This window comes from Alteromonas sp. PRIM-21, from assembly GCF_027563165.1.
Lineage (GTDB): Bacteria > Pseudomonadota > Gammaproteobacteria > Enterobacterales > Alteromonadaceae > Alteromonas > Alteromonas macleodii_A.
On sequence record NZ_JADOEK010000002.1, the window covers coordinates 413,684 to 434,644 of the forward strand.

Consider the following 20,961-nt stretch of genomic DNA (forward strand, 5'->3'; position numbering starts at 1 on the left):
AAGAAAAATATAGTGGAATCGGCAGCGGTTGATGTAGTTATTATCGGTGGTGGGATTGTAGGAACCGTGCTTGCTAAAGCGCTTTGTGAAAACATTTCTATTCAAACGCCCGAAGGTAAAAAATGCGGATTAAATGTTGCACTTATTGATGCTGCAGACCCTAGAGAAACGGCACCCTCTCACAATGATTTCAACCCGTTTACCGATACACGAGTTATTGCGTTAGCAAGACGTACGGTTAACGAATTAGCCGATGTTGGTTTAAGCCTTGACGACTTAGCCAAGCAACACAACGGCGAACTGCCTCCTAAAATAAAGCAGATAGAAGTGAGTGATAAGGGCCACCTTGGCCTTTTAAATCTGCATAGCCAAGACTATCACATCGATGCGTTTGGCCAGGTGGTAAGTTTAAGCGCACTAACGCGCCTTGCTGCAAATGCGAGTACTGCTTATCAGCACATAGCGCCAGCAAAAGTGACCGGTGTTAAGCAGCACCGTGACAATGTAGACGTGTTGCTAGATAGCGGGGATGTGATAACCACTAAGCTACTGATACTTGCAGATGGTGGGCGTTCTGGTTTAGCCGAGCGTGTGGGTATTGCCAAAACAGTCAGTGATTATCACCAAACCGCCATCGTATTTAACGTGCATACGCAAATGCCTCATAAAAACAAAGCGTACGAACGCTTTACTGATTCTGGCCCCCTTGCTTTTTTACCCTTTGATAGTGAGATTAACGGCGTAAAAGCAAATGGCAATGGTTTTTCAGTGGTATGGACGCTAGAAACACAAGCCGCTAAAGCACTTATGGAAATGGATAAAGCGTCGTTTATTAACGCGCTTCAGCAAGCTTTCGGTTATCGTCAGGGCAAAATACTAAGAGTGAGTGATACGGCTAGCTATCCATTGGCGCTTACTAAAGCCCAGCAAGTTACCAGCCACCGAACGGTAGTGGTGGGGAACGCTGCGCAGGCGCTACACCCTATAGCGGGGCAGGGGTTCAACTTGGGCTTACGCGATTTAAGTGCTCTGGTGTCTGTATTGGAAAGAGAGTCTGTATTAAGAAGTGCTGTATCTAAGCGTTCTATGTCACAATCTTTGAAGCAAGATAGCAATCAAGAAACGCAAGCGAAAGGTGGTGCTGACCACTTTGACGCTGGGGCATTTAATATCGTTCAGCGCTATGCGAACCAGCGTAAGAAAGACCGAGACAACACGATTGCGCTTACCGATACCCTAGTGCGAACTTTCTCCAACCAGTATTTTCCTACCGTTATAGGCCGAAACGTTTCCTTACTTGCATTAAGTATGATGCCGCAAGCGAAGAAAACCTTCGTAAAGCACACAACAGGTTATGGCGTAACACCACACGGAAATAGAGATAACAATGCAGCATGTTGATATAGCAATAGTGGGCGGTGGAATTGTGGGGTTAACCCTAGCCGCAGCGCTAAAAGACAGTGAACTAAATATAGCGGTTATTGATAAGACGCCTTGTTATCAGGTGCTTGCAGATAAGCCAACGGCGCGTGTTAGCGCAATCAATCAGGCTAATATTAAAGCGCTGCAACAGTTTGATGTGTGGCCTTATTTACAGCTAGATCGCGCCAACCCGTACACCGCTATGCATGTGTGGGACAAAGACAGTTTTGGTGATATACATTTTTCATGTGACGAAATGGGAAGCGATACACTTGGCGTTATTGTAGAGAACCAAGCTTTAGTTAATGCACTGTCTAAAGCTGTGGAATCGCAGCCTAATGTTGAGTTAATTACTGCGGGTATTGAAAGGGTACTTGCTGGCCCTAATCAAACCATGCTGATGCTAGATAACGACGACGTGCTAAGTTGCAGGTTGCTCGTTGGCGCAGACGGCGCTAACTCTTTTGTAAGAAAGCAGGCTGGCCTGCCAATTACCTTTAAAGATTATGAGCATACGGCCATAGTAGCTAATATCAAAACCGACGAGCCACACAACAATGTGGCACGCCAAGCGTTTACGCCAACTGGCCCACTTGCGCTACTTCCAATGGCCGAACCGAATGTCTGTTCAATTGTGTGGTCGCAAACGCCAGAGCAAGCAAGCGCGCTAATGACACTGGATGACGACGCTTTTTGTCACGCTTTAACTGCCGCAAGTAACAGTGTTCTAGGCACAATAGCGCTTGAAACCGAGCGCGCCGCATTTCCACTAACCATGCGCTATGCAAGGCAATGGGCCAAAGATGGGGTAGTGCTGGTGGGCGATGCTGCTCATACTATTCACCCGCTAGCCGGGCAGGGAGCAAATCTGGGAATGCAAGACGCACTAGCGCTAGCTGAGTCGTTAAGTAGCCTGAGTGCTGCCGGTAAAGACATAGGTTTATATAAGCACCTGCGCAGCTACGAGCGAAGCCGTAAAACAGAAGCCACGAAAATGATAGCAGCAATGGATGGCTTCAAATTCTTATTCGACGGCAACGACCCCCTCAAAAAACTAGTACGCGGCATAGGGCTTTCAGCCACCGACAAACTCACAACCATCAAAAACGCTTTCGTCAGCCACGCCATGGGTCTATAAACCCAAATAATGGGGTCAGAGTACATTTCCCAGCTTCAAAATTGGGGTCAGAGTACATTTCTCCTGAATAATGGGGTCAGAGTACATTTCTCTAGTTTTGAAGTAGGGAATGCCAACAATGTACCCTGACCCCATTATTTAAAAATGTACACTGACCCCATTCTTGGCGTTGAGATAGTCGCCGGTAAAGGATACTCTTCGGTATCCTTTTTTATTTCTACCAATGGCTTATGTTTACTTTCTTGTGCAAACCTTATCGCGCCTTTTCCTTTGCATGCGCAGCGTCTCTACTTTCTTCTACTTTACTTACTGGTTCGGCGAATGCTGACGTCACTACTTCCAGTTTGACCTCGGTTGAGCCTTCGTCGGCTAAAGCAAAAAACGTAGAGATGTCACTGAATAACGCTTCTATCGATTTAGGTGTTTATCGCGAGCACGTTAAAACATTGGCAAGTGATGAATTCGAAGGGCGAGGGCCGTTATCAAAAGGCGAGAAGAAAACCGTAGAATACTTGGTATCAGCGTATAAAAAATTAGGGCTAAAACCAGCTTTTGGCGACAGCTATACGCAAGCAGTGCCGCTCGCGAAAATTACGCCTAGCAATATGAGTTCATTAAGCATTGGCAACCTTTCTTTTGAAGCGGGAAGTGAGTTTACTGCACGAACACAACGTATAGTAAATGAATACTCACTAACTGATAGTGATTTGATTTTTGTGGGGTACGGTATAAATGCGCCCGAGTATAACTGGAATGATTACGCCGGCCTTGATGTAAAAGGTAAAACGGTCGTAATGCTGGTAAACGACCCAGGTTTTGCTTCTAAAGATCCAAATTTATTTCAAGGCAATGCCATGACCTATTATGGTCGTTGGACTTACAAATACGAAGAAGCCGCTAGACAAGGCGCAGAAGCTGTTTTCATCGTCCATGAAACTATGCCTGCTGGCTACGGCTGGGGCGTTGTTGAAAACTCAAATTCTAACACTAAGTTTAGCCTAGTCGATGACAACAATAATGCGTCACAAGTTGGCGTAATGGGGTGGCTTCATCTAAATGCTGCTAGACAGTTATTTGAAGAAGCAGGCTTAGATTACGGCGAACTTAAAAGAAAAGCATCCAAGCCTGGCTTTATACCTATCTCCTTAAACACCTCAGCATCTCTGAAGTTTGACAATGCTATTGAGCATGCTGAATCGCAGAATGTTGCCGGTATTTTAGAAGGCACCTCAAAGCCAAATGAGTGGGTAATGCTGCACGCTCATTGGGACCACCTTGGTAAAGTAGAGAAGAATGGCAAAACTATTATTTACAATGGTGCGGTAGATAATGCGTCTGGCACAGCTGGAGTGCTAACGCTGGCAGATGCGCTTTCAAAGAACAAAGAAGGCTTTGCGCGTACGCTAATGTTTAGCGCGTTTACCGCAGAGGAAACAGGGCTGTTGGGTGCTGATTATTTTGCAAATAACCCACCTGTACCTACTAAGAACATGGTAGCGTTTTTAAATATCGACGGCATGAATGTAAACGATGATGTTGATTATATCTTGCAGTATGGCGAAGGCTATTTATCTATTGAAGATGATTTAGCGACGGCGGCAGCGTTACAGGGGCGAACCGTTAAGATGGACCCGCGCCCTCAAAATGGCCTGTTCTTCCGCTCTGATCATTTCGCACTCGCAAAACAGGGCGTGCCCTCTATTTTGTTTATGAGCTTAGGCGATACCGACCCAAGCTTTATTGCTAAGCGCTACCATAAAGCCGATGATGACTACCTTCCAAGCTGGACATTAGGTGGTGTAAAACAAGACCTATCTCTTATTGGAACCATGCTTACTCATTATGCTCAAGGTGATGTATGGCCTTATTGGAAGCGTGAAAGTGACTTCAAAGCAAAACGTCTACAGGCGTTATCTGGTAGCGAAACCACTACCAAATAAAAACGCTTGAACGGCAGCTAGTAAAATGACTTTAAAGGTAAAGCGACGCTAATGAGTTGGGTCTTATTCACATTGGGCGCGGTAATCATGCAAACCGTGCGTAATGCGCTGCAAAGCAAACTAAGTGGTGCCGTTAACACTTCTGGTGTTACGCTATCTCGCTTTATCTTGGCCCCGCCCATAGCCCTTGTTTATTTGCTTATACTCTATAGCAGCAGTGCCAGCCAGCTGCCGCAATTTACGGGCTCATTTATCACAGTGATCTTGTGCGCTTCACTACTTCAAATAGCGGCCACTTCTTTAATGGTGATTTTGTTTAAGCAAAAGAACTTCGCTATTGGAGCAGGCTTGGCAAAAAGTGAAGCCTTAGTGGCTGGCGTGGTAGGCATGCTCTTTTTTGGCAGTTACTTAACGCCCCTTGGTTGGGTAGGAATAATCATAGGCGGTGTCGCTGTATTTGTATTAAGCAGTGGTAACAGGCTTCAAGGCATTAGTTTGAAAACCATGGTTATCGGTTTAGCTTGCGGTACCTGTTTTGCTCTCACGTCATTGCTAGTGCGCGAGGCTAGCCATATGCTTAACATTCAGCATACAGTAGCCGCAGCTTGGGTTCTATTATGGGTGCTATGCGTTCAGGCGGTAGCTTTAAGTGGCTATATTGCGCTAACCAAACCCTTCGTGTTTAAGCAACTAGTGAGCGCTAAAAAGCAGGTGCTAGCTATAAGTACAGTAAGCTGTTTAGGCTCTATATGCTGGTTTACTGCAATGGCGCTACAACATGTGGCGCTAGTGAAAACGCTTGGACAACTAGAGGTTTTACTCACTTTAGTACTCTCACATTTCTGGCTAAAAAACGCTGTTACAAAACGCGAAATTATTGGACTGCTCTTAATCGGCGCTGCCGCTATTATGGTGATGTGGGCTTGATGTTCTGTGATTTATCTTTTTTTCGCTCAGCTTTCAAAGGCCCAAAAAACAGACATTTTGTGTGGAGATAAAGAAGTTTTGAAATATATATTTGGTTTTTTGATTGTCTCAGCGATAAGCGCTTGCAGCACAATTTCAACGAATGACAGTGCAACGGAATATAACACTGCCATTAAAGCAAGTGAAAGCAGCGTAGAGCCTGCATTTCAACTTATTACATTAGGCGATACTGGCGGTATTAAAGACGGCAATTTGAGCGCATTTCTACTGCGAAGTATAGAAGAGGAGCGCTATGTTGCTCTAGACGCAGGAAGCATAGTTAATGGTATTGATGTTGCGTTGAAAGAAGGGGCTTTCGATAGTTTAAAAAGCAAGCCCGACGATAACCTGCGAGCCAACGGCAATATACTGCATAATCACGTTGCTGCATACCTGATTAGCCACGGTCACCTAGATCATGTAGCCGGGTTACTCATAGCTTCACCAGATGACAACAATAAACCCATCTATGCCCTAAAGTCAGTAAACGACACCATGGGGGCGACCTATTTCAATTGGCAGGCATGGGCAAACTTTACCAATCGAGGAATGGAGCCAAAGCTAAATAAATACGATGTTGTCGACTTGGCTTCGCAACATACCACTGCCATTGAAGGTACCAATTTAACGGTAACGCCTTTTAGCTTAAGCCACCCCTTAGAATCGACGGCTTTCGTTATTGAAAGTGACAACGATATGTTTGTTTATTTCGGTGATACTGGCCCGGACGATGTCGAGAAAGAAGGCAAGCTGGGCGTAATATGGCGCTATCTAGCACAGCAAATGCGAAAGAAGACGCTAAGAGGTATGGTTGTTGAGGTGTCGTTTGATAACAGTCGCCCTGATAATTTGTTATTCGGACACCTTACGCCTAAGTGGTTAATACAAGAGCTCACTCGCTTTTACGAACTAGTTGAAGATAAAAGCCAGGTTCCAGACATAAATATCGTGATAAGCCACATCAAATACAGTTTAAAAGCAGGAGAAAACCCACGCTCTGTCATATCAAAAGAGCTAAAGCAGGCTAATAAATTAGGCTTTAATTTTATACTAGCCACACAAGGTCAGTCGCTCATCTTCTAATTGCCTTTAGCAATAGTGAAGTAAGTAAACATGCGAGTGATCAAGCTGTTATATATACTTTCGTCGAGTTTATCTATTAAGTGATTAAATTCTGTATAGGTAATCTCTCAAAATTTTTACTAGCTGTTACACTTACTAGATAATCGTTAATAAAGGAAACACGTGATGTCAGAACGAAAGTTTAGATTAGTTACTCGAAGTGATTTTGACGGGCTAGTATGCGCAGTATTACTGAAAGACTTAGATATGATTGATGATATTTTGTTTGTGCATCCTAAAGACATGCAAGACGGCAAAATAGACATCACTGAGAACGACATTACGACTAACTTGCCTTACGTTGAAGGCTGCCATTTAGCCTTTGACCATCACCTTAGCGAAACCGTGCGAAACGCCGGCGATATCGAGAATCATATTATCGATGCAGAAGCACCGTCAGCCGCTCGAGTAGTGTATGACTATTATGGTGGAGCCGAGAAATTCCCAAATATCTCTGTAGATATGATGGACGCGGTAGATAAAGGCGACTCAGCGCAGTTTTCAAAAGAAGAAATTTTAGAGCCTACCGACTGGGTGCTTATGAACTTCATTATGGACGCGCGTACTGGGCTTGGCCGTTTTAGAGAGTTTAAAATTTCAAACTATCAGCTAATGATGAAGCTGATAGATGCGTGTAAAGACCACAGTATTGAAGAAATACTACAAATGGAAGATGTGGCTGAGCGTGTAAGTTTGTATCACGAGCACAATGAAATGGCTAAAGCACAAATAGCTAAGTGCTCTACCGTACACGATAACCTTGTGGTACTCGATTTAACTGAAGAAGAGACCATTTACGCTACTAACCGCTTCGTTATTTACGCCATGTACCCAGACTGCAATATTTCTATCCACAAAATGTGGGGGCTTAAAAAGCAGAACGTGGTGTTTGCGATTGGTAAGTCTATTACTAATCGTAGCTCTAACACCAATGTGGGTGAGCTGTGTTTGCAATATGGTGGCGGCGGTCACATGAATGCGGGTACCTGCCAAGTTGAAACCAGTAAAGCAGAGACCGTGCTTGCTGAGCTTATCGACACCATCACAAGCGACGGTTAACACTAATTAGCATAAGGATGGAGGGGCAGAAAAAGTACTCTGACCCCCAAACTCTTATTGAGTTAGGCGCACTTTGAAGAATTCTGCAAGGGTTTTGCTGATAACTGGATGTTGGGTGTCTTGATTAAATAGGCAAATGTTGACCTTTCCTAACTTAGGCAGGTGCGGGTGGTTCAGTACTGCTAAATTTGCCGGTAAGCTCGATTTTGCTAGCGCTGTAACGCCAAGCCCTTGTTGAATAGCGGCAACCAAACCGCCCAAATCGGCGTTGGTGTAGCTAATTTTCCAGGCGAAGGTTTGCTGCTTTAGCTGTTCAATTACTCGGCTTCTGTACATACAGCCATCCGGCGCTAGCACTAATGGGATGTTATTTCCTACCAGCGGGTGAGAGGTATCACCTACCCACACCACATCGTCTTCTATTACTACTTCGCCCTCGGTTTGTTCATCTGGGTTCACCAGGGCCAATATTAAATCGAAGTGATCTCGCTGAGACGGGTGAAGCAGGTCGCGACTTAGCGCAGACGTTACTTCTAACGATACATCTGGGTAGCGCTTTGAAAACTCACCAATTAAGCCAGGCAGCAGGGTAGAAGCAAACTCGTTGGGAATGCCTAAACGTAATCTACCGCTAAGTGGCGCAGGGGTTAGGCTTCGAAAGATATTGTCGTTAAGTTCTAGCAGCTCTTTCGCTTTGGGGTAAAGCCAGTTTCCATCGGCACTAGGTACATGACGTTGACCTACCTTGGTGAACAGCTTTCTGTCTAGCTGTGATTCAAGCTTTTTAATTTGCAAACTGATAGCAGGTTGAGAGCGCCCCAAAAAGTCGCCAGCTTTGGCATAACCGCCAAGCTCGATAACGCTTACAAAGGTGCGTAGCGTGTCTAAAGAAAGCTGCTTCATATTTATCAGTATTTCTAATGTATGTGCTTGCTATGATTATATTTGCAAATGAAAACGAGTGAAAGCCGTATTTTTAGCCAACCTAACTTGAATTCACCTCAGTAATTTTACGCTTCGGGTAAACAGTACTTTACGGTAATATCACGCACTCTACTTTTTACCTGCTTTCGATAGTTAGTTCATTTGATTATCGAATCTGAGCATTTAAATTGGCGAGTTAAATTAACCACTTACTTAATCTGCGAGAACGTAAATGAACTCTGATCTGTATTTTATTGGCATAGACGGCGGCGGCACCAAATGCAGAGTTATTTTACAAGACAAGAGCGGCACGCAGATAGGTGAGGGCATTAGCGGCCCGGCTAATATAATGCGTGACGAAACACTAGCAAAAGCATCCATAATGGATGGAGTAGAAAAGGCTATAACATCTGCTAATACCTTACTGGCTTCACAAAATAGCGACGCCCCAGTAACACCTATTACGCTATCACAGTGTGTAGTAGCAGCAGGGCTTGCAGGCGCGAACATCAGTACCGCAAAAGCTCGCTTTGAAACCTGGGCGCATCCCTTTCACTCGCTTCATATACTAAGTGATTTACATGCTGCCTGCGTAGGTGCTCACAACGGTAAGCCCGGTGCAGTAATTATTGTGGGTACGGGGTCGGCTGGCACCGTATTTAACGAAGGTAAGTTTACAGACTTAGGTGGACACGGTTTTCCTGTTGGTGATTTTGCTAGTGGCGCTTGGCTGGGTTTAAAAGCTATTCAGCACACCTTACTATGTATAGATAACATTCGAAGCAAAGACGAGCTAGCAAAAACAGTATGTGTAGAACTAGGCACAACGAACGCTGACGACATAGTGGCTAAGTGCGCTGGGTTTAACACTCATCATTACGCGAGTTTAGTACCCTGTATGCTGCCACTTCTAAATGAAGGTAATAGCCAAGTGACATGCATCTTCAAAGAAGGGGCGGAATACTTGGAAACTATGGCACAGCGGCTTTTAGGTGATAACGGGTATAACCTTGCTTTGATAGGCGGGTTAAGCGATGTTTATGTACCGTTCTTTTCTGAGAAAACACGTGCTCGCTTGCAAGCATGTGAGTTATCGCCACAGCAGGGCGCTATCAAGTATGCTCAAGCATTTTATGATGACTTGTAGCTGTTAATCGCCGCAAAGACGTAATGAATATTTCACGTGGCAAATTTCGATGTAAGTAATGAGATAGGCGACGAAAAAAGCAACGTTATAAGCAGCAAAGAAACAATGCTACAACCGCACTTAATTAGGAAAATGAAAGCCCAATGATGAAAACAATTTTAGCCGAAAACGTTTTGATAAATGGTAAGTGGGAAAAAGACCAAGTACTCACAATCAAAGAGGGCGTAATTACTCACATCGAAGCACTTTCTGATTCAAAAATGAAGCGTGAAGAAATTCCTGAGCGCGTGTCTAACAGGCTTATTCCTGGCTATATAGATACACAAGTGAACGGCGGCGGTGGCGTTATGTTTAATCACGCACCAACGTTTAAAAGCATAGAAACAATGGCTAAAGCCCATCGTAGGTTTGGCACCACCACATTGTTCCCCACGCTGATTACCGATGACATAGCAACCATAGAAAGCGCCGCCAATGCGGTTAGTGAAGCAATAGAAAGCGGCCACCCCAGTGTTGAAGGTATTCACTTTGAAGGGCCGCACTTAAGCGTTGAGAAAAAAGGTGTACACCTTTCGAAATACATTCGCCCGCTTACCGAAAGAGAGCTTGCCACTTACACCCGAAAAGATCTTGGCAAGGTAATGATTACCGTAGCGCCAGAAAATACGTCGTGTGATGTTATTCGAGACTTGGTAAACCAAGGCGTTATTGTAGCGCTAGGGCACTCTAATGCACCGTTTGATGTAGTTGAAAGGGCGATAGAAGCAGGTGCGACTGGGTTTACTCATTTATATAACGCTATGTCGCCGTTTACCTCACGTGAACCTGGTATGGTTGGCGCAGCGCTTTTAAGCAACAACACCTGCGGCATCATTGTCGATCATCAGCACTTACACCCTAAAGCCGTTGAACTTGCCTTTAAAACCAAAGGGCCATCGCAATTAATGCTGGTTACCGATGCAATGGCCCATGTAGGTGCCGACGAAGACGTTATAGACTTTTTCGATACGCACATAACCCGTGTGGGAAACAAACTTACTACACCTGATGGCACCCTTGCAGGAAGTTGTTTAGACATGCACGGCGCGGTTATTAACTGCGTTAACGACATAGGAATTTCGCTAGAAGAAGCGAGCTATATGGCAAGCGCGACACCCTCTGTGTTTATGGGGATTAACGAGAAGCTAGGCAGCATTGCAGTAGGGCAGCGGGCGAACTTCGTAGAGCTAAGCGAAAACAACGCACTTGCACACGTTTGGCAAAATGGTGAGGTGTGCATTTAGCACACTTGCTATCGAACAACATCCAACCGGCTGCTAGTAAGTATTTAAACATTCCTTACAACGCCCTCAACAATTGCGCAGCAAGCACTCAGCAATGTTTCAAAAAAAGCTAGGTGTTAGATTATAACTCCCTGTTCTAAACACCTTCTGATATTAAGTTTTTTCAGGTTCGAGAGTCGTGGCTGCGATCTTTGTTAGGCTATCTCAAAGCGCGGTAAACGCTTACATATTTGCTTTTCTCATGTTTTATCAAGAATACATTTACTTTTTAAATGTATTGATAAAAATTTCCAATTTGTTGCATAAACGTTAGCTCACTATACTCAATTTCGTTTTCTACCTTTCAAATTAAAAAGAGTAAGTGGAATGTCTAGTACCACCGCCCTACACGCAAAGCACCTAGAAGCCGGTGCGAAAATGGTCGATTTCTTCGGCTGGGATATGCCAATTAACTATGGTTCACAAATTGAAGAGCATCACGCTGTGCGTCAAGACGCCGGTATGTTCGATGTGTCTCACATGACCATTGTTGACGTAAAAGGCGCACAAGCCAAAGCGTATCTTCAGTACCTTTTAGCCAACGACGTGGCAAAACTAAAAGACAAAGGCAAAGCGCTATACAGCGGCATGCTTAACGAAGAAGGCGGTGTTGTAGACGACCTTATCGTTTATCACTTCGACGAAACTAACTATCGTTTAGTGGTTAACTCAGCAACGCGCGAAAAAGACATGAACTGGTTAATGAGCAAAGCAGAAGGCTTTGACGTAACCATCACCGAGCGCCCTGAATTTGCCATGATTGCCGTACAAGGCCCTAACGCAAAAGAAAAAGCAGCCACTTTGTTCAGCGCAGCGCAAAAAGAAGCGGTAGCGGGCATGAAGCCATTCTTTGGTGTTCAAGCAGAAGACTTATTTATTGCAACCACAGGTTACACCGGTGAAGCAGGCTACGAAATTATGGTGCCAGCTGAGCAAGCGGAAAGTTTCTGGCAAGCACTACTAGATGCGGGCGTTAAGCCATGCGGCCTAGGTGCGCGTGACACGCTACGCTTAGAAGCAGGTATGAACCTGTACGGCCAAGATATGGATGAAACCGTATCGCCACTAGCTGCCAACATGGGCTGGACAATTTCATGGGAACCGGCAGAACGTGATTTCGTAGGGCGTAAAGCATTAGAAGCGCAGCGTGAAGCGGGTACCGACAAGCTAGTAGGCTTGGTAATGACTGAAAAAGGCGTGCTGCGTCATGGTCTTAAAGTAAAAACAGAAAGCGGCGAAGGCGTTATCACTTCAGGTACTTTCTCTCCAACACTAGGTCATTCAATTGCGATGGCACGAGTACCACGTGATGTTGGCGAAACAGTAGAAGTGGAAATGCGCAAAAAGTGGGTTACAGTAAAAGTGGTTAAGCCCTCCTTTGTTCGCAATGGAAAAAGTGTTTTATAAGTTAACAGAGAATAACAGGAACGATTATGAGCAACATCCCAACTGATTTACGCTATGCCGCTACGCACGAATGGGTTCGCCCTGAAGGTGACGGTGTTTTCGTTGTAGGTATTTCTGAGCACGCACAAGGCTTACTTGGCGACATGGTTTTCGTTGAATTGCCAGATGTTGGCGATGCAGTAAGCACTGGTGACGACGTATGTGTTGCTGAATCGGTAAAAGCAGCATCTGACGTATATGCGCCAATCTCAGGTGAAGTGGTTGAAGTAAACGAAGACCTAGAAGATTCACCAGAACTAGTTAACTCTGACCCATACGGCGACGGTTGGCTATTCAAAATTAAAGCTGACGATGCGGCTGAAGTAGAAGGTCTACTAGACGCTGAAGGCTACGAAAACAGCATCGACGAAGAGTAATTCGTTACGTAGTTTTAAAAGAAACATATTTTGAAAAGGGGCATGAAGATAATTCAGCCCCTTTTTAACTTAAAGATTTAACGCGCCCTTGCGGCAACCATTACGAGTGCTTAACAACGTTATGTCGAATACTTCCCCTACATTGGCTCAACTAGAGCAAAAAGATACATTTATCCGCCGCCACATTGGCCCGGGTAAAGGCGAAATTGAAGAAATGCTGTCTGCCATTGGTGCAAGCTCACTAGACGATTTAATCGAACAAACTGTTCCGGCAGGTATTGCGCTACCAGAGCCACTAAAATGTGGTGAAGGGGCGACAGAAGTTGAAGCATTAAGTGAACTTAAAGCCGTTGCACAAAAGAACAAAATTAACCGTTCTTTCATTGGTATGGGTTACTACGATACCCACGTACCAAACGTTATCCTTCGCAACGTGCTAGAAAACCCAGGTTGGTACACAGCGTACACGCCTTACCAGCCAGAAATTGCCCAAGGCCGTTTGGAAGCCATTCTTAACTTCCAACAAGTGACCATAGACCTAACTGGCCTAGAGCTAGCATCGGCGTCTTTACTTGATGAAGGTACAGCGGCAGCAGAAGCTATGGGCCTTGCTAAGCGTGTATCTAAGAACAAAAAAGCGAACGCGTTCTTCGTAGCTAACGACGTTCACCCACAAACATTAGACGTGGTACAAACCCGCGCTGAAATGTTTGGTTTTGAAATCATCAAAGGTGCGGCAGAAGAAGCAGCTGAACACGACGTATTCGGTGCGCTACTTCAATACCCAACCTCTACCGGTGAAGTAAAAGACATCAGCGACATCATTGCTGCAGTACAAGCGAAAAAAGGGATTGTGGCAGTAGCCGCTGACCTTATGAGCTTAGTAATGCTTAAGTCGCCTGGTGAGCTAGGTGCAGACGTTGCACTTGGTAGTGCACAGCGCTTTGGTGTACCTATGGGCTATGGCGGCCCACACGCGGCATTCTTTGCTACACGCGACAGCTACAAGCGTTCACTACCTGGCCGTATTATTGGTGTGAGTAAAGACACCCGTGGTCGCCCAGCTCTGCGCATGGCGCTACAAACCCGTGAACAACACATTCGCCGCGAAAAAGCGAACTCGAATATTTGTACAGCGCAGGTACTGCTAGCCAACATGGCAAGCTTCTACGCGGTATATCACGGCCCACAAGGCCTTAAAACTATTGCTGAGCGCATTCACCGTTTTGCCGACATTCTCGCGACTGGCTTAAACCAGAAAGGTGCGGAAAAAGGTGTAGCTCTCAAACATAGCACGTACTTCGACACGCTAACCGTAATGGTAAGCAACAAAGAAGACGTACTAGAGAAAGCCTATGCAAAAGGCATGAACCTGCGCGCAGACCTTGAAGGTGCGGTAGGTGTATCGCTAGACGAAACTACCACACGTGAAGACATTGTTGCGCTATTCGACGTACTTCTTGGTGAAGATCACGGCCTAACAGTGGAAGGTCTGGATGCAGAAGTAACCACGCAAGAGGTTAAATCTATTCCTGAAGGTTTAGTACGTACAAGCGACTTCCTAACCCACGAAGTGTTTAACAAGTATCACTCTGAAACAGAGATGCTTCGCTACATCAAGAGCCTTGAAAACAAAGACTTGGCGCTTAACCACTCAATGATCTCATTGGGTTCGTGCACCATGAAGCTAAACGCAACGGCTGAAATGATCCCAGTAACATGGGCTGAATTCGGTCAGCTTCACCCATTTGCACCGCTAGACCAAGCAGTAGGCTATCAAGAAATGATTGCCGAACTAGCCGAGTGGCTAATTAACGTAACAGGTTACGACGCGCTTTCAATGCAGCCTAACTCAGGTGCACAAGGTGAATACGCTGGCCTATTGGCTATTCAGCGCTATCACGAAAGCCGCGGCGAAGGCCATAGAAACGTGTGCCTAATTCCAAGCTCGGCCCACGGTACTAACCCTGCATCAGCGCAAATGGTTAGCCTTAAAGTGGTAGTAGTGGCTTGTGATGCTAACGGTAACGTTGACCTTGACGACCTTCGCAAAAAAGCGGAAGAAGTAGGCGAGAACCTATCGTGCGCCATGATCACATACCCATCTACCCACGGTGTATACGAAGAAACCGTGCGCGAGATTTGTGACATTGTTCATGAACATGGCGGCCAGGTTTACATGGATGGTGCGAACATGAACGCGCAGGTGGGCATTACGTCACCTGGCTTCATTGGTTCAGACGTGTCGCACCTTAACCTGCACAAAACCTTCTGTATTCCACACGGTGGTGGCGGCCCAGGTATGGGACCAATTGGTGTTAAGTCGCACCTTGCGCCATTCCTACCAAACCACACGGTTGTTAACGTAGAAACGGCAGGCAAAGACTGTGGTGCGGTATCGGCAGCGCCATGGGGCAGTGCATCTATTCTGCCTATTAGCTATATGTACATCAAAATGATGGGTAGCGCTGGCCTACGTAAAGCAACTGAAGTCGCTATTCTTAACGCTAACTATGTGGCTAAGAAGCTAGAAGGGCACTTCCCAGTGCTTTACAAAGGCAACAACGACCGCGTAGCGCACGAATGTATTATTGACCTTCGCCCGCTTAAAGAAGCAAGCGGTGTAACCGAGCTAGATATCGCGAAGCGCCTAAACGACTACGGTTTCCACGCGCCAACTATGAGCTTCCCAGTAGCGGGTACGCTTATGATTGAGCCAACCGAGTCGGAAGCCAAGTACGAACTAGACCGTTTTATTAACGCGATGGTTAGCATTCGCCAAGAAATTGCAAAAGTAGAAAGCGGTGAGTGGGATGCCACTGACAACCCGCTACATAACGCACCGCACACATTAGCGGATATTTGTGACAGCGACTGGAACCGCAGCTACGACCGCATGTTAGCGGCCTACCCAGCACCAGAAGTACACAGAAACAAGTTCTGGCCAACGGTTAACCGTATTGATGACGTATACGGCGACCGTAACTTGATCTGTTCTTGCCCTAGCATTGAGAGCTATGTTGAGGAGTAGGGTGTTGGTTTAGCAGCTTAGCTGTTAAAGGTTGATTTGGAAGGCGAACCTAGTGGTTCGCCTTTTTTATGCGTTTAAACTTTAGCATTTGAACAACTAATTCGAGGGTAGAGGGGCGTTTCCTTTGATGAATTTTGGAAGTCCGTTTGAGACAAGTTACGGGCGAACAGATTATTGACTAGCTACTTCTGCTTTGTGCCATTAAGAGACCTTCATGTGACTTTTTAATTGGAGGACAATTCGTATGAACAGCCCCAAAACAAGAACTGTATGAGGCTAAATGGGTTCTATAGCTCAGATTCTTTTAATTTTCCTATAGAAAATAACTGATATAGGCTTGGTACAACAAACAGCGTAAGTAGCGTTGCTGTAACTAAGCCACCAACAATAACGCTAGCAAGTGGTCGTTGTATTTCAGAGCCTACTCCATTTGACATTAACATAGGTATTAGACCCAACGCTGATGTGATAGCTGTCATAAGCACGGGACGCAACCGTGAAGTCGCACCATCAAATATTGCTTCAGCGGTTTCAAGTCCATCTTTGATTCGTTGATTAATGCTTTCCACCATAACTACACCATTAAGCACCGCCACGCCAAATAAGGTAATAAAACCAACAGAGCTTGGAACTGATAGATATTGGCCTGATAGGTATAGAGAAAATATGCCTCCGATAACAGCTAATGGAACATTAAGTAAGATCAGCATCGCTTGTCCTACTGAACCAAATGCAAAATAAAGGAGTAATGCGATTAAAGCCAATGATAACGGCACGACGATAGAAAGGCGTTGTTGCGCTCGTTGCTGACTTTCGAATTGCCCACCTATCGACACTGAATAACCTGCGGGCAATTCTACATCAGAGGCTATCTTTGCTTGAATATCTTCAACAACACTTCCCATGTCTCTGCCTTGAACATTGGCCTGAATAACCACTCTACGCTGTACATCATCTCGCCTAACCTGTGGAGGGCCAGACTCAAAAGACACAGAAGCTACATCGCCAATGCGTACCCAAGCTCCTGTAGGAGATTGCAGTCTAATATCAGCTATTGCTTCGCTATTAGCTATAAATTCCTTATCTAGGCGCACGTAAATATCATAACGTTCGTTACCATTGATAATTTGTCCAGCCTCAACACCACCGATACCGTCTTGAACCACTTCCATGACATCACGAACAGATAAACCATATCGAGAAAGCTCAAACCTATTAGGAGCAATAACAAGTTGTGCTTCACCTGCAATCTGTTCAAGTGCAACGTCCTTTGCACCATCAATTGACTTAATCGCAGTTTCAATTTCTCGTCCTTTTTTTGCTAGCACCAATAAGTCAGAGCCAAATAATTTAATCGCAAGTTGTGCCTTAACTCCTGATAACAATTCATCTACACGAGTAGCAATAGGCTGAGAGAAGTTTAGTAAAAGACCCGGAAACTCTTCTAATGAGCGCTCCATTTTATCTTGCAACTCATAACGATTAGAGGCGCTTGTCCATTCTGAAACAGGCTTAAGACCAATGTAGATTTCAATGTTGTTAACTGGCTCTGGGTCGCCGCCAATTTCTGCTCGGCCAATTCGACTCAATGCGTAAGTCACTTCAGGGAAAGCCATTAGCTTTTCTTCTAATATAGGGGCAACAGATAGCGCTGTTTCCAAACTAGAAGAAGGCGCTAGTGTCACTCTTAAGTTGATCGTTCCTTCCTCTAACTCTGGCACGAACTCTGTTCCAATTTGTGGAATGATTGCCGCTGCCGACGCGACTAGAGCTATTGACACAAACACAACAAACTTGGTTTGCTTTAATGCGATTTTCAATAACTTTCGATACAAAATATCGATAGATTTTAAAATCAAACTTTCCCTTTCTGTCACCCCTCGCTTAAACATAAAAGAGGCAAGTGCAGGAACAATAAACAAAGCAACTACAATAGCTGACATCACAGCTAACATAATGCTGATAGCCATTGGCTGAAAGAGCTTCGCTTCAACACCTTCAAAACTAAACAGTGGCGTAAAAACTACGAGAATAATTGAAGCCGCAAAAAAGATAGGGCGAGCAACTTCTTTGCCTGCCAATTTTAACTTTTGTTTAGCTTCAATACTTTCATCAGCGCTTCCGCTTTCTAGTTGCCTGTTTAGGTGTTTAAACATGTTTTCAACCATGACAACTGAACCATCGACTAACATGCCAATAGCCACCGCGATACCGCCGAGCGACATCAAGTTGGCTGAAATACCTAACCAAGCCATCACCATTAATGCAATACCAATGGAAATTGGAATTGAGATGAGCACCAGAAATGTAGCTCTTAAATTCATTAAAAATAGAGCAAGCACAATAGTGATAAAAATAAAAGCCAAAGTAAGGGCTTCAACAACGGTTGCCACGGCTTTTTCAATTAAGTCAGCTTGATCATAAAAAGGCTCAAATCGCACACCTTCTGGTAATGCCTGATTGATAAGCTTTGTTCTAGCATTAATACCGTCTATCGTCGCTTTGGTATTTGATCCCATGCGTTTTAATACAATACCAGAGACCACTTCACCTAAGTTCTCAACATTGTCATTCTCCGTTTTGCGGGTCATAGTGACAGCACCTTGTCTGATCTCAGCACCAAGTCCTACGTTAGCGACATCCGAAACAGTAACAACTACACCATTGAGTGTTTTCACAGGCACTTGCTGAATATTTTCAATACCTTTTTCACCACTTTCGAACCAACCAGTACCACGAATAACAAGCTGTTCTTGGCCGCGATTCATGTACCAGCCACCAACATTGGCGTTGTTATTTTCAAGCGCTGATACCACATCTTCTTGGGTTAACTCGTAGGATAATAGTTTTGAAGGATCGACATTAACTTGGTATTGACGAACGTTACCACCGAATGACAGCACATCTGTAACACCGTCTACAGGCATTATTAGTAGTTTAATGATCCAGTCATTCAGACTTCTAAGCGCCATTGAGTCATACTTGTTTGTGTCGTCTGATATCAACAAATATTGAAATACTTGCCCTAAACCAGAAGTGTTTGGCCCCATCTCTGGTGTCCCAACCCCAGCAGGTATAAGCTCTTTCGCAGCTTGTAAGCGTTCAAATACCAATTGTCTTGCAAAATATATATCCGTGCCTTCTTTAAAGACTACAGTGACGCCCGACAAACCTGTTTTTGAAATAGAGCGCACTTGTTCTACATCTGGTAATGCGTACATCACAGCTTCAATTGGATATGTGATAAGTTGCTCTACTTCTTCTGCGGCTAAACCTGGCGCTTCGGTATTAACAGCAACTTGTACGTTTGTAACGTCTGGAAACGCATCTAAATTCAACTTAGGTATGGTGATAACAGCACTTGCTATCAATGCAAGTAATGCGATCAGCACGAGCAATCTATTGTTAATAGACCAATCAATAATTCGATTAAACATAACTGGTCTCCTTAATGATTGTGCGGGTCAAAGCCGCCCTTAGCTATCTCAGAGGCGACAAAAAAAGCACCACGGGTAACGACTTTCGTTCCAGATTCAAGGCCGAAAACTTCTCGGTATTCGCCAAAAGATCGACCAGTTGTTACTTCGACTGCTTTAAACTCATTTGGATGGTCTTCAATAAACACTGTCCAATCACCATCACTGCTTCTAATCAACGCATCTTCTGGTACTGCAATGACTTCGCTGTTCGATTCGAACTGAAAATAGACTTTCACAAACATACCTGAATGAAGCTTATGTCCAGTATTCGTAACCGACAGTCTTACTGTTCGGGTTCGTGTAATTGGATCGATAGTGTGAGCTTCTTGAATGACATTGGCTTTGTATTTATAACCATTTAAATCAATTAAGGCCGGACTGCCTAAGGCTAAATTTAACTCTTTGTTAGGAGGAACACTTGCTTCTAACCAAAGGTCTGTCTCATCGGCGAGTAACATAATGGTTTCACCCGCTTCAATGCGCTGACCTTGCATGAAGTCATCTTGCAGTACAACACCGTCCCGCTCAGCTATGAGCACGTACTGCCCAAACGTAGCGCTATCTTGTTGGGCTATTTTGTCAATCGCCTGCTTTGTTAAGCCAAAAGCTACTAACTTTCCATAAACACCTTTATAGATGTTTTCTGCTTCAACAAGCGTACGTTCGCTTATGTTGTTACTTCCTAGCTTTTTCGCTCGCTTCCAATTAGAAGAGGCTATTAAAAAATCTGCTTGAGTTTGAGCCATCGTTTCGCTGAACAAGGTAACTAATTTTTGTCCAGACTTCACGTGCTCTCCTAAGCTCGCATGGCGATTAATAACCACTGAATCTGTGCGAGGTGATACCAGATAGCTTTTATAACCGTTTGATTTCACTTCTCCGGGAGCGTAGACCGAATTTAGATATTTCTTTGGAAAAACAGCATCAACTTCAATGCCTGCTACTTTAATTTGTTCCGTACTTAAAGAAATCCCTTCTTCATGATCCTCTTCTTTAGCTAGACTCTCGGTTTTATGTTCTTCACCCTCTGCATGGTCATGTTCATCAGTAGCTTTTTTGATTGGCTTTTCATGCTCATGCGAATGTTCATCGTGTTGTGTGTTACTTTGACTTTCAATTGCCAAGGTTGTGTTTATTGAAAACACAGCAAGAATGACTACTAACGCTACGCCAGTAGTTCGAAAAATATTATTCATAATGACTCTTAACTTTTATTAAACCAAATTGTGTTTGCGCGATAGCGCACTGTATGGAACAAAGTTAAGCGATAGGTGGTCGATAGAGCCTAGTTGAAATACCCAAAGGCAATAAAGTTAATTTTTTGAAGTTATGTGAATCATTTAAAGACAGGTTTGGTGTAAATGCTTTCACCAAAATCCAACTGGTATGATTGCCGCTACAGTGTCCGCAATGGTGGCAGTCCTCGATATCGTGTTCGTTATCTTTATCTAACTGAGGAGAATGATCTGTTTCGTGGTCATGAATAGTTTGTAGATGTTCAACGTCTAATTGATGACTTTCCATGCTTGCAGATACAGCGACGAACGATTGCAAAACAATCGATATAATCAGCAGTATTTTTAAAGCA

15 protein-coding genes are annotated in these 20,961 nt (G+C 44.5%); 11 read left to right on the plus strand and 4 right to left on the minus strand.

Translation table 11 applies throughout. The features are described 5' to 3' along the window. Nucleotides 1-9: 9 nt before the first annotated feature. The 6 genes from IW644_RS06175 (at nucleotide 10) to IW644_RS06200 (ending at nucleotide 7,647) form a co-directional block, all read left to right on the plus strand. On the plus strand, nucleotides 10-1,401 hold the full coding sequence (locus IW644_RS06175) for an FAD-dependent monooxygenase (protein WP_333473842.1): 1,392 nt from the start codon (nucleotides 10-12) through the stop codon (nucleotides 1,399-1,401). Beyond that, nucleotides 1,388-2,560 carry an FAD-dependent monooxygenase gene (locus IW644_RS06180; RefSeq protein ID WP_269916865.1) on the plus strand — a complete coding sequence of 391 codons (1,173 nt, stop codon included), beginning with the start codon at nucleotides 1,388-1,390 and terminating at the stop codon, nucleotides 2,558-2,560. Before IW644_RS06175 ends, IW644_RS06180 begins: the two co-directional genes overlap by 14 nt. Nucleotides 2,561-2,949: 389 nt before the next feature. After that, complete coding sequence (locus IW644_RS06185; RefSeq protein WP_269916954.1) at nucleotides 2,950-4,500, plus strand: M28 family metallopeptidase; 1,551 nt, start codon at nucleotides 2,950-2,952, stop codon at nucleotides 4,498-4,500. 51 nt (nucleotides 4,501-4,551) lie between these two features. Then, nucleotides 4,552-5,427, plus strand: a complete 876-nt coding sequence (locus IW644_RS06190) for a DMT family transporter (RefSeq protein WP_269916866.1) — start codon at nucleotides 4,552-4,554, stop codon at nucleotides 5,425-5,427. Nucleotides 5,428-5,559: 132 nt separating this feature from the next. Beyond that, entirely contained in the window at nucleotides 5,560-6,549 is a 990-nt protein-coding gene (locus IW644_RS06195) for an MBL fold metallo-hydrolase (protein WP_442864429.1), read from the plus strand. Nucleotides 6,550-6,714: 165 nt separating this feature from the next. Further along, nucleotides 6,715-7,647: an exopolyphosphatase gene (locus tag IW644_RS06200; RefSeq protein ID WP_269916868.1), complete on the plus strand. Its 933-nt coding sequence runs from the start codon at nucleotides 6,715-6,717 to the stop codon at nucleotides 7,645-7,647. A gap of 54 nt (nucleotides 7,648-7,701) precedes the next feature. Here IW644_RS06200 and IW644_RS06205 read toward each other — a convergent pair whose 3' ends face one another. Beyond that, entirely contained in the window at nucleotides 7,702-8,550 is an 849-nt protein-coding gene (locus tag IW644_RS06205) for a LysR family transcriptional regulator (protein ID WP_025256097.1), read from the minus strand. Nucleotides 8,551-8,803: 253 nt separating this feature from the next. Between IW644_RS06205 and IW644_RS06210 the strand changes: the two genes are divergently transcribed. The 5 genes from IW644_RS06210 to gcvP all read left to right on the plus strand — a co-directional run bounded on the left by IW644_RS06210 (nucleotide 8,804) and on the right by gcvP (nucleotide 15,894). Then, nucleotides 8,804-9,718, plus strand: coding sequence for a BadF/BadG/BcrA/BcrD ATPase family protein (locus IW644_RS06210; protein ID WP_269916869.1), 915 nt, complete (start codon nucleotides 8,804-8,806; stop codon nucleotides 9,716-9,718). 143 nt (nucleotides 9,719-9,861) lie between these two features. After that, the gene (gene nagA, locus IW644_RS06215; protein WP_269916870.1) at nucleotides 9,862-11,001 is read left to right on the plus strand and encodes an N-acetylglucosamine-6-phosphate deacetylase; all 1,140 of its coding nucleotides are present in this window, start codon (nucleotides 9,862-9,864) and stop codon (nucleotides 10,999-11,001) included. Between the two features lie 366 nt (nucleotides 11,002-11,367). Continuing rightward, nucleotides 11,368-12,447 carry a glycine cleavage system aminomethyltransferase GcvT gene (gcvT, locus tag IW644_RS06220; protein ID WP_269916871.1) on the plus strand — a complete coding sequence of 360 codons (1,080 nt, stop codon included), beginning with the start codon at nucleotides 11,368-11,370 and terminating at the stop codon, nucleotides 12,445-12,447. A 26-nt stretch (nucleotides 12,448-12,473) separates the two neighbouring features. Continuing rightward, complete coding sequence (gene gcvH, locus IW644_RS06225) at nucleotides 12,474-12,863, plus strand: glycine cleavage system protein GcvH (protein ID WP_269916872.1); 390 nt, start codon at nucleotides 12,474-12,476, stop codon at nucleotides 12,861-12,863. Between the two features lie 121 nt (nucleotides 12,864-12,984). Beyond that, nucleotides 12,985-15,894 (plus strand): aminomethyl-transferring glycine dehydrogenase, encoded by a 2,910-nt coding sequence (gcvP, locus tag IW644_RS06230; RefSeq protein ID WP_269916873.1) that lies wholly within the window; start codon nucleotides 12,985-12,987, stop codon nucleotides 15,892-15,894. Nucleotides 15,895-16,181: 287 nt separating this feature from the next. Here gcvP and IW644_RS06235 read toward each other — a convergent pair whose 3' ends face one another. The 3 genes from IW644_RS06235 to IW644_RS06245 form a co-directional block, all read right to left on the minus strand. After that, nucleotides 16,182-19,331 carry an efflux RND transporter permease subunit gene (locus IW644_RS06235; RefSeq protein ID WP_269916874.1) on the minus strand — a complete coding sequence of 1,050 codons (3,150 nt, stop codon included), beginning with the start codon at nucleotides 19,329-19,331 and terminating at the stop codon, nucleotides 16,182-16,184. Nucleotides 19,332-19,342: 11 nt separating this feature from the next. After that, complete coding sequence (locus IW644_RS06240; RefSeq protein WP_269916875.1) at nucleotides 19,343-20,569, minus strand: efflux RND transporter periplasmic adaptor subunit; 1,227 nt, start codon at nucleotides 20,567-20,569, stop codon at nucleotides 19,343-19,345. A 64-nt stretch (nucleotides 20,570-20,633) separates the two neighbouring features. Next, nucleotides 20,634-20,927, minus strand: a complete 294-nt coding sequence (locus tag IW644_RS06245) for a hypothetical protein (RefSeq protein ID WP_269916876.1) — start codon at nucleotides 20,925-20,927, stop codon at nucleotides 20,634-20,636. Nucleotides 20,928-20,961: the final 34 nt, after the last annotated feature.

Coding starts and splice junctions, on each gene's coding strand:
- IW644_RS06180 (WP_269916865.1), top strand. CDS start 1,388: ATGCAGCATGTTGATATAGCAATAGTGGGCGGTGGAATTGTGGGGTTA.
- IW644_RS06185 (WP_269916954.1), top strand. CDS start 2,950: ATGTCACTGAATAACGCTTCTATCGATTTAGGTGTTTATCGCGAGCAC.
- IW644_RS06190 (WP_269916866.1), top strand. CDS start 4,552: ATGAGTTGGGTCTTATTCACATTGGGCGCGGTAATCATGCAAACCGTG.
- IW644_RS06200 (WP_269916868.1), top strand. CDS start 6,715: ATGTCAGAACGAAAGTTTAGATTAGTTACTCGAAGTGATTTTGACGGG.
- IW644_RS06205 (WP_025256097.1), bottom strand. CDS start 8,550: ATGAAGCAGCTTTCTTTAGACACGCTACGCACCTTTGTAAGCGTTATC.
- IW644_RS06210 (WP_269916869.1), top strand. CDS start 8,804: ATGAACTCTGATCTGTATTTTATTGGCATAGACGGCGGCGGCACCAAA.
- nagA (WP_269916870.1), top strand. CDS start 9,862: ATGATGAAAACAATTTTAGCCGAAAACGTTTTGATAAATGGTAAGTGG.
- gcvT (WP_269916871.1), top strand. CDS start 11,368: ATGTCTAGTACCACCGCCCTACACGCAAAGCACCTAGAAGCCGGTGCG.
- gcvH (WP_269916872.1), top strand. CDS start 12,474: ATGAGCAACATCCCAACTGATTTACGCTATGCCGCTACGCACGAATGG.
- gcvP (WP_269916873.1), top strand. CDS start 12,985: ATGTCGAATACTTCCCCTACATTGGCTCAACTAGAGCAAAAAGATACA.
- IW644_RS06235 (WP_269916874.1), bottom strand. CDS start 19,331: ATGTTTAATCGAATTATTGATTGGTCTATTAACAATAGATTGCTCGTG.
- IW644_RS06240 (WP_269916875.1), bottom strand. CDS start 20,569: ATGAATAATATTTTTCGAACTACTGGCGTAGCGTTAGTAGTCATTCTT.